The following is a 14,361-nucleotide window of genomic DNA, read 5'->3' as shown; positions in this document are numbered from 1 at the left end:
CGCCGCGCTTGAAGCCGGCGCCGCCTTCGATCTCAGATTTTCCCACCGGCCTCGGCGATGACTTTCGTCAGACTGCCGGTTGCCGGGAACAGGGGGATGAGGCACGCCTGCAAGGCGTGATAAATGTCGCCCTTGCCGGGGAAGAGTGTGTGAGCGGGAACGAGATTTTCCGTCAGTTCCTCGTGCCAGCCACCATTCCGGTGGTCGATGAAGGAAGTGCTGATGGCGCCCCAGATCTTGCGGTAGCTCGCCTCATGGAAGTCGCTCGGCAGATGCTGGTTGAGATAGTGCGCAGCACCGGCGCCCTCACTGGCCGGCCACCAGAGCTTGTTGCGCTTGGCCGGCACGTCGGCCCAATCCAGCGTATAGAAGAAGCCGCCCTTATCATTGTCCCAACCCAGTGACATGGATTGGGAGAACAGGCCCTTTGCAGCCTCCGGCATCCAGTCGTGACGCTGGCCACCGAGCGACCAGAGCTGCAGAATGAGGCGTGCCCACTCCAGCCAATGTCCCGGCGTCGTGCCGGATGGGCGGAACATCTCGTTGCCGCGATAGTTCTTGTCGAGCACCCAATCGGCATTGAAATGCTCGGCAACGCGCCAGCCGACGGAACCGGCGGAGCGGCGGATGACGAGATCGGCGATGCTTTCAGCCTTGTCGAGGTAGGCCTTGTCGCCGGTCGCTTCGAAGGCGGCCATCAAAGCTTCGGTCAGGTGCATGTTGGAATTCTGGCCGCGATAGCTGCCGCCATCGATCGGTGACCAATCCTGGTTGAATTCCTCGGTGATGGCGCCGTGCTTCTCTTCCCAGAATTTCGTGTTGAGTATCTCGGTGACATCGGCGAGCATGCCGTCGGCAAGCGGATGGCCGATGATCTTGGCGGAGGAGGCGGCGAGCAGCACAAAGGCATGGCCATAGCCTTGCTTGCTGGAATCGACCGGACCGTCATTGTTAAGCGACCAGACATAGCCGCCATGCTTGGCGTCGCGATGATGCTTCCAGAGATAGTTGATGCCGTGGTCGACGATATCTTCCGAGCCGGGACGACCGAGCAGCGAACCGATTACGAAGCAATGCACCATGCGCGCGGTCGAGTGAATGCCGCGCACGGGGTTGACCGCATCGAGCGGCTTGCCGGCATCGTCCATATCGTAGAATCCACCCTTGGGATTGACGCTGCGGTACTGGAAGAAATCGAAAAGCCCGTTCGCCTGGTCAAGCAGCCAGCGCCGGTGGTAGGCACGCGTACTCCAATTCCCGAGAGCCGCCGTTTCACGCTGTATGCTCATGCTATCCTCCTGAGACACTTTTGCCGTAAGCCCTATAGCGCCGCCTGAAAGCGCTGTCATGGCTTTATGGGATGAAACTGTGTCGGCGGCTTTGCATTATCCACCCCTGTCGGAATTTTTAGTCGATCGCATCAACTTTTCCTAAGGGCGGGAAATCATAGCAGTATTGTTCTTGCGCCAAGGCACGATAGCGCATAGATATGTTGACATAAAGATATCTTTATGTGATCTGGATGCGAAGTCGCAATCAGGCCAAGGGAATTCGCTTATGTTTGACAATCTTTTTGGTTCGGAAACGGCGAAACGCGACGGCAGCGAGGTGTTTGCGGCCTTGAGGCAGGCTGCGAGCGAGCGCATTCTTGTGCTTGATGGCGCCATGGGCACGCAGATTCAGGGTCTTGGCTTTGACGAGGATCATTTTCGCGGCGATCGCTTCATTGGCTGTGCTTGTCATCAGCAGGGCAACAACGATCTTCTGATTCTCACGCAGCCTGATGCCATCGAAGAAATCCATTATCGTTATGCCAAGGCCGGCGCGGATATTCTGGAAACCAATACGTTCTCTTCGACCCGCATCGCCCAGGCCGATTATCAGATGGAAGGCGCGGTCTACGACCTGAACAAGGAGGGCGCCGCCGTTGTCCGCCGGGCGGCGCTCCGTGCCGAGCGCGAGGACGGCAAGCGCCGTTTTGTCGCCGGTGCCATCGGGCCGACCAACCGCACGGCTTCGATTTCTCCTGACGTCAACAATCCCGGCTATCGTGCCGTCAGCTTCGATGATCTGCGCCTGGCCTATGGCGAGCAGATCGACGGCCTGATCGACGGCGGTGCCGATATCATCCTGATCGAGACCATCTTCGATACGCTGAACGCCAAGGCGGCGATCTTCGCCTGCGAGGAGCGGTTCGAAGCCAAGGGCATCCGTCTGCCGGTGATGATTTCAGGCACGATCACTGATCTTTCCGGCCGCACGCTCTCCGGCCAGACACCGTCGGCCTTCTGGAACTCGGTGCGTCACGCCAGCCCCTTCACCATCGGCCTCAACTGCGCGCTCGGCGCCAACGCCATGCGCCCGCATCTGCAGGAGCTTTCGGGCGCTGCCGATACCTTTATCTGTGCCTATCCCAATGCCGGCCTACCGAATGAATTCGGCCAATATGACGAATCGCCGGAGATGATGGCGGCGCAGGTCGAGGGCTTTGCTCGCGATGGGCTGGTCAATATCGTCGGCGGCTGCTGCGGCTCGACGCCTGAGCACATTGCCGCGATCGCTGAAGCCGTTTCCAAATATCCGCCTCGCCAGCTCCCGGCGCACCGTCCATTCATGTCGCTCTCCGGCCTCGAGCCCTTCGAGCTGACCAAGGACATCCCCTTCGTCAACGTCGGCGAGCGAACCAATGTCACCGGCTCGGCGAAGTTCCGCAAGCTGATCACCAATGCCGACTACACGGCGGCTCTTGCCGTCGCTCGAGATCAAGTCGAGAACGGCGCGCAGGTGATCGACATCAACATGGACGAGGGCCTGATCGATTCCGAGAAGGCGATGGTCGAATTCCTCAACCTGATTGCTGCCGAGCCCGATATCGCCCGCGTGCCGGTCATGATCGACAGTTCGAAATTCTCGATCATCGAGGCCGGCCTGAAATGCGTGCAAGGCAAGCCGATCGTCAACTCCATCTCTCTTAAAGAAGGGGAGGAGAATTTCCTTAAGCAGGCGCGGCTGCTGCGCAATTATGGCGCGGCCGTCGTGGTCATGGCGTTCGATGAGCAGGGGCAGGCCGATAGCTACCAGCGCAAGGTCGAGATCTGCGCGCGCGCCTACAAGATCCTGACTGAAGAGGCCGGGCTGCCGCCGGAAGACATCATCTTCGATCCGAACATCTTTGCGGTCGCGACCGGCATCGAGGAGCACAATAACTACGGCGTCGACTTCATTGAGGCGACGCGGACGATCCGCAAGACCATGCCGTTGGTCCATATCTCCGGCGGCGTATCGAACCTCTCCTTCTCCTTCCGTGGCAACGAGCCGGTGCGCGAGGCGATGCATGCGGTGTTCCTCTACCACGCCATTCAGGCGGGCATGGACATGGGCATTGTCAATGCCGGCCAGCTTGCTGTCTACGACAACATCGATCCCGAATTGCGCGAAGCCTGCGAAGACGTGGTACTGAACCGTCGATCCGATGGCACCGAGCGGCTGCTGGACGTTGCCGAACGCTTCCGCGGAGCCGGCACCCGAGAAGCCAAGGTACAGGATCTCGCCTGGCGTGAATGGCCGGTCGAGAAGCGGCTGGAACATGCGCTGGTCAATGGCATCACCGAATACATCGAAGCCGACACCGAGGAGGCCCGTCAGACCGTAGCGCGGCCCTTGCATGTCATCGAAGGGCCGCTGATGGCCGGCATGAACGTCGTTGGCGATCTCTTCGGTTCGGGCAAGATGTTCCTGCCGCAGGTGGTGAAGTCGGCTCGCGTCATGAAGCAGGCCGTCGCCGTGCTGCTGCCCTTCATGGAGGCTGAAAAGCTTGCCAATGGCGGCAGCGGCGAACGTCAGGCCGCCGGCAAGGTGCTGATGGCGACCGTCAAGGGCGACGTGCACGATATCGGCAAGAACATCGTCGGCGTCGTGCTTGCCTGCAACAATTACGAGATTATTGATCTCGGCGTCATGGTGCCTGCAACGAAGATTCTCGAAACCGCGATTGCGGAGAAGGTTGATATCATCGGTCTCTCCGGCCTGATTACGCCCTCGCTGGATGAAATGGTGCATGTCGCTTCGGAAATGGAGCGGCAGGGTTTTGACATTCCATTGCTGATCGGCGGCGCGACCACCAGCCGCGTGCATACGGCCGTGAAGATCAATCCGCGCTATGAGAAGGGCCAGACGGTCTACGTCACCGACGCCAGTCGTGCTGTCGGGGTCGTCTCGGCGCTGTTGTCGCCGGAGGCTAAGCAGGGCTATGTCGACACCATCAAGGCGGAATATACCAAGGTGGCGGCGGCGCATGCCCGCAGCGAAGCCGAGAAGGTGCGTCTGCCGATCGCAAGGGCACGCGCGAATGCCGAGAAGCTGGATTGGGCGAACTATAAGACGGTGAAGCCGCAGTTCTTCGGAACGAAGGTGTTCGAGAATTACGATCTGGCTGAGCTTGCCAAATATATTGACTGGACGCCGTTCTTCCAGACGTGGGAACTGAAGGGCCGCTTCCCGGCGATCCTTGAAGACGAGAAGCAGGGCGAGGCGGCAAGGCAGCTTTACGCCGACGCGCAGGCGATGCTCGAGAAGATCATCGCGGAAACCTGGTTCCGTCCGCGTGCGGTCATCGGTTTCTGGCCGGCGGGTGCTGTCGGCGACGATATCAAGCTGTTCACGGATGAAGCTCGTTCCGAGGAACTTGCGACCTTCTACACGCTGCGTCAGCAGCTATCGAAGCGGGACGGCCGGCCGAATGTGGCTCTGTCGGATTTCGTGGCGCCGGTTGCCAGTGGTGTCGAGGAGTACGTCGGTGGCTTCGTTGTCACGGCCGGCATCGAGGAAATCGCCATTGCCGAGCGTTTCGAGCGCGCCAATGACGATTATTCCTCTATCCTCGTCAAGGCTTTGGCCGATCGCTTCGCCGAAGCTTTTGCCGAGCGCATGCATGAGCGGGTGCGGCGCGAATTTTGGGGCTATGCCACGGATGAGAATCTGAGCAGTGACGAACTGCTTTCGGAAACCTATGCCGGTATCCGCCCGGCGCCCGGCTATCCCGCCCAGCCCGATCACACCGAGAAGGAGACCTTGTTCCGCCTGCTCGATGCTGAAGCTGCGACCGGCGTCAAGCTCACGGAAAGCTATGCCATGTGGCCCGGTTCTTCCGTCTCCGGCATCTATATCGGCCACCCCGCCTCCTATTATTTCGGTGTTGCCAAGGTCGAGCGCGATCAGGTCGAAGACTATGCGGCCCGCAAGGGGATGCCGGTGGAGGAGGTGGAGCGCTGGCTCGGGCCGGTGCTCAACTATGTGCCGGAGAAGCGCGATGCCGTCGTGGACGACGCAGCATAATTGTGAGTCGTTTCGGTGGCTTGGGTCTCTGTGTTGATAAATTGATTCAGACTATTGCCGCGGCCGGAGGATGATTCATCTTTCGGTCGCATCTTTTTGATTCTATTTGTGATTTATGTTGTCGCGATCGTTAGCTCCGCGACGAAATCATAGGCGTCGCCTCTATACAGCGAGCGTGTGAACTCCACCGCTCGGCCGGAGCCGAGATAAGAGATACGCTCGATAGAAAGGCCAGCTGCGCCGACGGGTACGCCGAGCAGACCGGCATCGGCTTCCTTCATGTTGGTCGCGGAGATGCGCTGTACCGCCCGCACCGGCCGGACCTGACGTTTTTCCAGTTCGGCATAGAGCGAGGACGTGACGATCGAAGGGTCGGGCAGGAACTCGCCGGAGACGCTGGCATGTTCGATGGCGAGCGGCTGATCGTCGGCGATGCGCAATCGGCTGAGGCGGGAGACCTTGGTATCGGCGGCAAGGCCAAGGATCATCATCTCGTCGGGTGAGGGTGTGTGCACGCCCTTATGCAGCCATTGCGAACGCGCCGTCATACCGCGCCGTGCCATATCCTCGGTGAAGGATGTCAGCTGCGACAGGCGCTGCTCGACCTTGGAGACCGGTTTGGTGACGAAGGTGCCAGAGCCGTGGCGGCGGACGAGGATGCCCTCGGCAACGAGATCGTCGATCGCCTTGCGCACCGTCACCCGGCTGACGGCGGCATATTCTGCGATGTCGCGTTCCGCCGGCAGGGCGTCACCCTGTTTCAGCGTTCCGAGCTTGACTGCGTCCTCAAGCGTTCGGCGCAGCTTGACGTAGAGCGGGCCTGTGCCACCGGCAAGCAGGCGTCCTGACGCGAAAATACGGCTCAGATCCTCAGTCATGGCGTGCTCCCCTTGTCATCCCGCAGGAGCTTGGCCGCCAGTTCCGTCGCGCCGCTCAATGCATCGCCTTTCGGCTCCGTGAGAAGCGTCTTATGGCGGGTATCGAGCCAGGGGTAGTATGCTCTCGAAAGGCCTCCGAGGAGGCAGATCGACGGGCAGTCCGGCCAGAGCAGAGCATCGAGGCTTTGGGTGATCGCGTTCACCGCCATCTTGACGATATCGACAGCGACGGCATCGTTCTTTTCGGCATATTCAAAGACCATCGGCGCGTAGCGCGCGAAATCCTTCGGCTTGGCGGCATGCGCGAATTCGACGACACGTTCGGGATCGCCTTCAAATTCTGACATGAGTGCTTCCGTAAGCGGTGAGGAGTGTGAGACCGTGTCATACGCCAGAAGCGAGTGTTCAAGCAGGTCGCGCCCGAGGCGCGCGCCACTGGCCTGGTCGCCGACGACAAACCCCCAGCCGCCGATTCCCCAGCTCTTGCCGTTGCGGCGGGCGTTGTAGACGGAGCCCGTGCCGAAAGCGCCGATAATGCCATCGGCATCGCCGAGCGCGCCCTGAAGTGCAATCGCCGCATCGGTGACGACATGCACAGTCGCGAAGGGCAGGGCCTTTTCAAGGCGTTTGCCGTAGTCCCCGACATTTGCGCCGGCGGTGCCGATAACGGCGGGCAATTTATCCGTCAATCCCGGATCGAGGCCGGCGTCAACAAGCGCCTGTCGGGCGGACGCAACGACGTTGATCCGAGAGTTTTCCAGATCGGATAGGATATTGGAGGCGCCCGCCTTGCCGGTGCCGAGAACTTTGCCCGTCCTATCCGTTACGGCAGCGCGGCAGCTTGTCCCGCCGCCATCGATACCGATCGAAAACTCCGCCATTACACCCTCCGGATACCATCCATTCCCCATTTTTTCTTACAATACCAAAAAAATACCATTTACCAAGGGACAATGCGCAGCTTTTTGTTTTTCTGTATCATATTGAAAAATATCGGTAAAATTTTTTTGTCCGTTTTTATCCCGTCCAAAAGTTAAATTCGGCTGGACAATTGGTATTTTTTTGGACTTAATTCCTACCAAGGGAACAGTTCGAACTGATATCGGCGGAACCGGCAAAATAACAATAGCCGGAAGGCCCAGCAGAAGGTGGCGGACCTCTGTCGTTGTCAGGAGCCGCGTGGATCAAGAGGGTCCGCGCGACGGTGTTCGTCATGATTTTCCCGTGTGTTGAGTTTTCGGTGTGGCTGTGTCCAGTCATCCGGCAGGTCACGATTGATTGGGCGCACGGCCTCGATCGCCCTTGTGCATTTGGGGTCGGCAATATTGGCGACCCTTGTGGAGCGTTGGTCGTTTCCTCGGAGATGCCAGCGAATTTTCAGGTCGAGAATAGTGCCTTAACGGGCGCGTAAAACAGGAGAGGGAAATGAAAAACAATATTCTGAAAGGCTTGCTCCTCGCATCCAGCCTGCTGACGTCGGTCAGCTTCGCGCATGCGGCGGACGTAACGCTGACGGTTGAAAGCTGGCGCAACGATGACCTGCAGATTTGGCAGGAAAAGATCATCCCCGCTTTCGAAGCCAAGAATCCCGGCATCAAGATCGTCTTTTCGCCGACGGCTCCGACCGAATACAATGCATCGCTGAACGCAAAGCTCGATGCTGGCTCCGCTGGCGACATCATCACCTGCCGCCCCTTCGACGCTTCGCTCGATCTCTTCAACAAGAAGCATTTGTCGGACCTGACGTCGCTGTCGGGCATCGAAAATTTCTCGCCGGTCGCCAAGGCCGCCTGGAGCACCGACGACGGCAAATCGACCTTCTGCGTGCCGATGGCGTCCGTCATCCATGGCTTCATCTACAACAAGGATGCCTTCGACAAGCTCGGCCTCAAGGTGCCGACGACGCGCGACGAGTTCTTCGCCGTGCTCGACAAGATCAAGGCTGACGGCACCTACATCCCAATGGCCATGGGCACGAAGGATCTCTGGGAAGCCGCAACCATGGGCTACCAGAATATCGGCCCGAACTACTGGAAGGGTGAAGATGGCCGTCTGGCTCTGATTTCCGGGAAGGAAAAGCTGACGGATGCTCCGTGGGTCGAGCCCTATAAGGAACTCGCCAAATGGAAGCCTTATCTCGGCGACGGTTTCGAAGCCCAGAGCTACCCGGACAGCCAGAACCTCTTCACGCTCGGCAAGGCCGCCATCTATCCGGCTGGTTCGTGGGAGATTTCGCTGTTTAACACGCAGGCTCAGTTCAAGATGGGCGCCTTCCCGCCACCGGTCGGCAAGGCCGGCGACACCGCCTATATCTCCGACCATCCGGACATCGGTGTCGGCCTGAACGCCAAGAGCGCGCATCAGGAAGAAGCCAAGAAGTTCCTGAGCTGGGTCGCTTCCGACGAGTTCGCCAACATCTATGCCAACTCGTTGCCGGGCTTCTTCAGCCTGAATTCGCATCCGGTGAAGATGAGCGATCCGCTCGCTCAGGAGTTCGTCTCCTGGCGTGACAACCACAAGTCCACCGTTCGCTCGACCTACCAGATCCTGTCGCGCGGCACGCCGAACCTGGAAAACGAAACCTGGACGGAATCCGCCAACGTCATCAACGGCACGGATACGCCGGACGCTGCTGCCGCAAAGCTGCAGAAGGGCCTCGACAGCTGGTACAAGCCGGCGAAGTGATCCTGCTTTGACGCAATCCGGGTGAGGGGCCTCATAGCTCCTCACCCTTCATCATGTCCTGTGCCGATAGGCCGTCGGACCGTCGACTATCACGACATCAGTATCGTGCGCGCCCGATATCGTTTCTCCATGCTTGACTGGGGAAATCGGGATAGCGAACGGATTTGAACATGTGTGCTGCCCCGATCAGCAGCCAATAAAATCAGGCAGAAAGCCATGAGCGAAGCCGATATTTCCGCCGCATTCGATGTGGCTCCGATCAAGCGCCAAAAGCGCTGGCACATAATCGTTTTTCTTCTTCCGGCCTTGATCGTCTACACGGCCGTGATGATCCTGCCTCTGATCGAAACGTTGCGGCTGTCGCTTTACAACGTCGTCGATGGTCAGACGACCTTCGTCGGTCTCAACAATTTCAAAGTGTTGTTCGGGGACGAGCGCTGGTCGCACGACTTCTGGAATGCGCTGCGCAACAACCTGATCTTCTTCGCCATCCATATGTGTGTGCAGAACCCGATCGGCGTCGCGCTCGCGGCTCTCCTGTCGCTGCCGAAGCTGCGCTTCGTCGCCTTCTATCGCACCGCTATCTTCCTGCCGACACTGCTTTCCTTTGTCGTCGTCGGCTTCATCTGGAAACTGATCCTGTCGCCGCTATGGGGTGTGGCGCCTGATTTGATGGGCATGGTCGGTCTCAAGTCGTTCTTTGCTCCCTGGCTCGGTAGGCCGGGGACAGCCTTGATCACGGTCGCGTTGATCTCGGTCTGGCAATATGTCGGCATTCCGATGATGCTGATCTATGCCGCGCTGCTGAACATTCCGGAAGAGGTCATCGAGGCAGCGGAGTGTGATGGCATTACCGGCTGGAGCCAGTTTTGGAAGATCAAGCTGCCGCTGGTGTTGCCGGCGATCGGTATCATCTCGATCCTGACTTTTGTCGGCAATTTCAACGCTTTCGACCTGGTTTATACCGTTCAGGGTGCACTTGCGGGACCTGACGGTTCCACCGATATTCTCGGCACGCTGCTCTACCGCGTCTTCTTCGGCTTCCAGCTGCAGCTTGGTGACCGCTCGATGGGCGCGACGATCGCGACGGTGATGTTCCTGATCATCCTCACTGGCGTTTCCTTTTATCTTTTCATCGTCCAGCGACGTATCCGTCGCTACCAGTTCTGAGGAGCGGCGACCATGTCCAAGGCACGCACGTCCCTTGCCCGTACCGGCCTCGTGCATCTGGCGCTCATCGCCTATACGCTCGTTGCCGTTTTCCCGGTGTTTCTGACCATCATCAATTCGTTCAAGGATCGCGCTTCGATCTTCCGCGCGCCCTTGAGCATTCCGACGCCATCCAGCTTCAGCCTGATCGGCTATCAGACCGTGCTCGGGCAGGGGAGCTTCTTCACCTATTTCGAGAATAGCTTCATCGTCACGATCGTTTCGATCGTCTTCACGTTGTTGTTCGGCGCCATGGCCGCTTTCGCGCTGTCGGAATATCGTTTCCGCGGCAATACGGTGATGGGGCTTTATCTTGCGATCGGCATCATGATCCCCATCCGCCTCGGCACGGTTGCCATCCTGCAGGGCATGGTCGCAACCGGCCTGGTCAATACGCTGACGGCGCTGATCCTCGTCTATACGGCGCAGGCGCTGCCGCTTGCCGTCTTCATCCTGTCGGAATTCATGCGAACCGTGTCCGATGACCTGAAGAATGCGGGCCGTATCGATGGCCTCAGCGAATATGCGATCTTCTTCCGCCTCGTGCTGCCGCTGGTCCGTCCGGCCATGGCGACCGTTGCCGTCTTTACGATGATCCCGATCTGGAATGACCTGTGGTTCCCGCTGATCTTGGCGCCGAGCGAGGCGACCAAGACGGTGACGCTGGGCTCGCAGATCTTCATCGGCCAGTTCGTTACCAATTGGAACGCCGTGCTGGCGGCGTTGACGCTCGCCATCCTGCCGATCCTGGTGCTTTACGTCATCTTCTCCCGCCAACTCATTCGCGGCATTACCTCTGGAGCAGTCAAGTGAGCGCATCAGAAAAGCCGATCCGCGTCTTGGTCGCCGGCCTTGGCAATATGGGCCGCAGCCACGCGCTCGCCTATCACAACAATCCCGGCTTCGAGATCGTCGGCCTCGTCAACCGCTCCAGGCCGAAGCTTGCGGAGGAGCTGCAGGGCTACGCGATCCATCCGGATTTCGAGACCGCGCTGAAGGAATTGAAGCCCGATCTCTGCTCGATCAACACCTATTCCGACAGCCATGCCGACTATGCCGTCATGGCCTTCGAGGCGGGCTGCGATGTTTTTGTTGAAAAGCCGTTGGCAACGACGGTCGAGGATGCCGAGCGTGTCGTGGCTGCCGCCAAGAAGGCGGGGAAAAAGCTGGTGATCGGCTATATCCTGCGTCATCACCCTTCATGGACGCGGCTGATTGCCGAGGCCCGCAAGCTCGGCGGCCCCTATGTCTTCCGCATGAACCTGAACCAGCAGTCGAGCGGACCGACCTGGGAGACGCATAAAGCGCTGATGCGGACGACGTCGCCGATCGTCGATTGCGGCGTGCATTATGTCGATGTCATGTGCCAGATCACCGACGCCAAGCCGGTCGAGGTGCGCGGCATGGGCCTGCGCCTGTCAAACGAGATCGCGCCGGATATGTATAATTACGGCCATCTGCAGGTGATCTACGAGGATGGTTCGGTCGGCTGGTACGAGGCCGGCTGGGGCCCGATGATGTCCGAGACCGCCTTCTTCGTGAAGGATGTAATGTCGCCGAATGGTGCCGTGTCCATCGTCATGGACCCGAACGTCAAGTCAGACGATATCGATGCGCACACCAAGACCTCCGTCATCCGGCTGCATAGCGCCGAGACCGGGCCGGGCGGCCAATTCATCCGGCCGGATCGGGACCTTCACATGGACGGCGAGCCAGGTCATCAGGAGCTGTGCGATCTCGAGCAGGCCTTCATTCTCAAGGCAATCCGCGAGGATATCGACCTTGGCCGCCACATGACCGACGCCGTTCAATCGCTGCGCATCTGCCTTGCCGCCGATGAGAGCGTACGCACCGGCAAGCCCGTTTATTTGTAAGGATAAAAGACTGTGGGATCGCTTCAACTGAAATCCATCCGCAAGGCCTATGGCACGCATGATGTGCTCAAGGGCATCGACCTCGAGGTGAAGGACGGCGAGTTCGTCATCTTCGTCGGCCCGTCCGGTTGCGGCAAGTCGACCCTGCTGCGCAGCATTGCCGGCCTTGAAGACGTGACCTCGGGCACTGTGCTGATCAACGGCAAGGACGTGACCGTGACGCCGCCAGCCAAGCGCGGCATTTCCATGGTGTTCCAGTCCTACGCGCTCTATCCGCACCTGACGGTGAAGGACAATATGGGCCTCGGGCTGAAGCAGGCGGGCACAGCGAAGGACGAGATCGAGAACCGGGTCGCGAAGGCGTCGGGCATGCTCTCCTTGGAGCCTTATCTCGCCCGCCGTCCGGCCGAACTTTCCGGCGGCCAGCGTCAGCGCGTCGCCATCGGCCGCGCCATCGTGCGCGAACCGGAACTGTTCTTGTTCGACGAACCGCTGTCGAACCTCGACGCGGCGCTCCGTGTCCAGACCCGTCTTGAAATCGCCCGGCTGCACCGCAGCCTGAAGGCGACGATGATCTATGTCACCCATGATCAGGTCGAGGCCATGACGCTGGCTGACAAGATCGTCGTGATGAATGCCGGCGCTATCGAGCAAATCGGCTCGCCGATGGAGCTCTACAATCGCCCGGCCAATGTCTTCGTCGCCGGCTTCATCGGCTCGCCGCAGATGAATCTCATCCCGGCGGAAAAGCTCGAACAGGGCGGCGCCAAGACCATCGGCATCCGTCCCGAGCATATCACGTTGTCGCGCGAGCAGGGTACCTGGGCCGCCAAGGTCGTCCATGTCGAACATCTCGGCGCCGACACCATCATCTATCTCGAATCCGACCACACCGGCCTTTTGACCGTGCGCCTGTTCGGTGAGCACCAATATGAGCCGGACGAGACGGTCTATGCGACGCCGGACACGGGACATATGCATCGCTTCGATAAGAGCGACAAAGCGATCCGCCCGTAAACCAGACTGACCGAGGCGAAGTGACAGTCTTCGTCTCGCTCGCCCACCTTGGCATGGATATTGTGCTCCGTCATTTGCTTTGCGAATTTGAGGGAGCGCCTATTGCCAGGGCGGCTCGCTCGATGATTTCGGCGATGCGCTCGGAAAGGGCGGGATCGGAGATGGCGCGAGCAAGCGTCACACCGCCACTGAGTGTTGCCAGGAGAAAGATCGCACGATCCTCCGCGGTTGTTTCGGCTGAGTTTGCGCTCTCCGGCAGGCCAGCGGCAACATCAGCGATAAGTTTTCTCAACTCCGCCGTATAGACATCGCGCGTTTCATCGTCCGCACGCATGACATCGGGAGAGAGGCTCGGCAGAGCGCAACTGTCGCCGAGATCGCAGGTTCGCTTGTAGCCGAGATAATAGCTGGCAAAGGCCTTCAGCCAGTCTTTTGGCTGACTTTCCTTAAGTGCTGAGATTCCTTGGCGCAATTCCTCCAATCCTTCCACGACAGCCGTGCGAAACGCTTCGCCCTTGGATTTGAAGTGTCCATAGAAAGCGCCGTTCGTGACGCCTGCCGCTTTCGTCAGGGCATCGATGCCCGCCCCGCCATAACCTTCCCTTCGAAATACCTGCCCCGCAGCTGCGACGACCCGTGTCCGGGTTTCCTGCTTGTGTTCGACGCTATAGCGCATTTTTTATGTCTCCATAAAGAGTGAGCGCTCTTTATGGGTTGCATAAAAAACGATCGGCATGTATTCATAAAGAGTGATCGGTATATATCAATTGCCGCCACAGGTCCAATAAGGAGATATCCCATGCCTATTACGCTCACCGTACCCGAAGGGCTGCTCTCGCCTGAAGCGCAAGCGCAGGCCTTTGCAGGATTGACGGATGCGGTTCTCGATGTTGCCGGTTTGACCGGTAATGCCTTCATGACGGCCAACGTCATCGGCACGATCAACGTGCTTCCGGCCGGGCATATTCTGGCTGCAGGAAAGCCCGTTGCGGCGGCCCTCATCGAACTAAAGCTGCCTGAGATCGCGCTTGCGACCGCAGAGGCCAAGCGCGCGTTCATCGAAAAAGCGACCGATGTCGTCGAACAGGCGGCCGAAGGGCGGATCAAGCGTGAATACATCTGGTCGAATATAGTCTATGCGCCGGAAGGAGCTTGGGGCATTGCGGGGCGCAGCTACAGTAATGCCGATCTGATCGGCGCCATTCAAGAGGCTGCGGCTGCCCAAGTAAGCCAGGGTCTCTTAACCGCCTGAAGCGGCGGAATCACCGAAGTGTCGGACCGACGTGTACTAGGACGCGGACTCATTAGCTGAAGCGATCCATATCCTCGTTGCGGCGAGTTTGAGGCCGGCAAGGTAGTTGTCC

11 protein-coding genes are annotated in these 14,361 nt (G+C 59.2%); 7 read left to right on the top strand and 4 right to left on the bottom strand.

Features of this window, described 5'->3' with window-relative positions:
* Positions 1-32 precede the first annotated feature (32 nt).
* A complete protein-coding gene (locus tag AB6803_RS31525; RefSeq protein ID WP_371112543.1) occupies positions 33-1,289 on the bottom strand; it encodes an AGE family epimerase/isomerase in 1,257 nt (418 codons plus the stop codon).
* Positions 1,290-1,557: 268 nt separating this feature from the next.
* On the opposite strand from AB6803_RS31525, the gene metH reads away from it, so the two are divergent.
* A complete protein-coding gene (gene metH, locus AB6803_RS31520) occupies positions 1,558-5,334 on the top strand; it encodes a methionine synthase (protein WP_371112542.1) in 3,777 nt (1,258 codons plus the stop codon).
* 113 nt (positions 5,335-5,447) lie between these two features.
* On the opposite strand, the gene AB6803_RS31515 is transcribed toward metH, so the two are convergent.
* Together AB6803_RS31515 and AB6803_RS31510 are read right to left on the bottom strand one after the other, a co-directional pair.
* The gene (locus tag AB6803_RS31515; protein WP_371112541.1) at positions 5,448-6,212 is read right to left on the bottom strand and encodes a GntR family transcriptional regulator; all 765 of its coding nucleotides are present in this window, start codon (positions 6,210-6,212) and stop codon (positions 5,448-5,450) included.
* Positions 6,209-7,093: a BadF/BadG/BcrA/BcrD ATPase family protein gene (locus tag AB6803_RS31510; protein ID WP_371112540.1), complete on the bottom strand. Its 885-nt coding sequence runs from the start codon at positions 7,091-7,093 to the stop codon at positions 6,209-6,211. The genes AB6803_RS31515 and AB6803_RS31510 overlap by 4 nt, the downstream gene beginning before the upstream one ends.
* A gap of 544 nt (positions 7,094-7,637) precedes the next feature.
* Between AB6803_RS31510 and AB6803_RS31505 the strand changes: the two genes are divergently transcribed.
* The 5 genes from AB6803_RS31505 (at position 7,638) to AB6803_RS31485 (ending at position 12,997) form a co-directional block, all read left to right on the top strand.
* Positions 7,638-8,897 (top strand): ABC transporter substrate-binding protein, encoded by a 1,260-nt coding sequence (locus AB6803_RS31505; protein ID WP_371112539.1) that lies wholly within the window; start codon positions 7,638-7,640, stop codon positions 8,895-8,897.
* A 216-nt stretch (positions 8,898-9,113) separates the two neighbouring features.
* On the top strand, positions 9,114-10,067 hold the full coding sequence (locus AB6803_RS31500; RefSeq protein WP_371112538.1) for a carbohydrate ABC transporter permease: 954 nt from the start codon (positions 9,114-9,116) through the stop codon (positions 10,065-10,067).
* A gap of 12 nt (positions 10,068-10,079) precedes the next feature.
* On the top strand, positions 10,080-10,919 hold the full coding sequence (locus AB6803_RS31495) for a carbohydrate ABC transporter permease (protein WP_371112537.1): 840 nt from the start codon (positions 10,080-10,082) through the stop codon (positions 10,917-10,919).
* On the top strand, positions 10,916-11,980 hold the full coding sequence (locus AB6803_RS31490) for a Gfo/Idh/MocA family protein (RefSeq protein WP_371112536.1): 1,065 nt from the start codon (positions 10,916-10,918) through the stop codon (positions 11,978-11,980). Before AB6803_RS31495 ends, AB6803_RS31490 begins: the two co-directional genes overlap by 4 nt.
* A 12-nt stretch (positions 11,981-11,992) precedes the next feature.
* Positions 11,993-12,997, top strand: coding sequence for an ABC transporter ATP-binding protein (locus AB6803_RS31485; protein ID WP_371112535.1), 1,005 nt, complete (start codon positions 11,993-11,995; stop codon positions 12,995-12,997).
* 70 nt (positions 12,998-13,067) lie between these two features.
* On the opposite strand, the gene AB6803_RS31480 is transcribed toward AB6803_RS31485, so the two are convergent.
* Complete coding sequence (locus AB6803_RS31480; protein WP_371112534.1) at positions 13,068-13,673, bottom strand: TetR/AcrR family transcriptional regulator; 606 nt, start codon at positions 13,671-13,673, stop codon at positions 13,068-13,070.
* A 123-nt stretch (positions 13,674-13,796) separates the two neighbouring features.
* Here AB6803_RS31480 and AB6803_RS31475 point away from each other — a divergent pair, with 123 nt between their 5' ends.
* The gene (locus AB6803_RS31475; RefSeq protein ID WP_371112533.1) at positions 13,797-14,249 is read left to right on the top strand and encodes a 4-oxalocrotonate tautomerase family protein; all 453 of its coding nucleotides are present in this window, start codon (positions 13,797-13,799) and stop codon (positions 14,247-14,249) included.
* Positions 14,250-14,361: the final 112 nt, after the last annotated feature.

It is taken from the genome of Rhizobium sp. RCC_161_2 (assembly GCF_041355235.1).
Taxonomy (GTDB): Bacteria; Pseudomonadota; Alphaproteobacteria; order Rhizobiales; family Rhizobiaceae; genus Rhizobium.
This window is presented reverse-complemented; position numbering and strand designations above follow the sequence as displayed.

Coding starts and splice junctions, on each gene's coding strand:
- AB6803_RS31500 (WP_371112538.1), top strand. CDS start 9,114: ATGAGCGAAGCCGATATTTCCGCCGCATTCGATGTGGCTCCGATCAAG.
- AB6803_RS31510 (WP_371112540.1), bottom strand. CDS start 7,093: ATGGCGGAGTTTTCGATCGGTATCGATGGCGGCGGGACAAGCTGCCGC.
- AB6803_RS31475 (WP_371112533.1), top strand. CDS start 13,797: ATGCCTATTACGCTCACCGTACCCGAAGGGCTGCTCTCGCCTGAAGCG.
- AB6803_RS31525 (WP_371112543.1), bottom strand. CDS start 1,289: ATGAGCATACAGCGTGAAACGGCGGCTCTCGGGAATTGGAGTACGCGT.
- AB6803_RS31480 (WP_371112534.1), bottom strand. CDS start 13,673: ATGCGCTATAGCGTCGAACACAAGCAGGAAACCCGGACACGGGTCGTC.
- AB6803_RS31515 (WP_371112541.1), bottom strand. CDS start 6,212: ATGACTGAGGATCTGAGCCGTATTTTCGCGTCAGGACGCCTGCTTGCC.
- metH (WP_371112542.1), top strand. CDS start 1,558: ATGTTTGACAATCTTTTTGGTTCGGAAACGGCGAAACGCGACGGCAGC.
- AB6803_RS31505 (WP_371112539.1), top strand. CDS start 7,638: ATGAAAAACAATATTCTGAAAGGCTTGCTCCTCGCATCCAGCCTGCTG.
- AB6803_RS31495 (WP_371112537.1), top strand. CDS start 10,080: ATGTCCAAGGCACGCACGTCCCTTGCCCGTACCGGCCTCGTGCATCTG.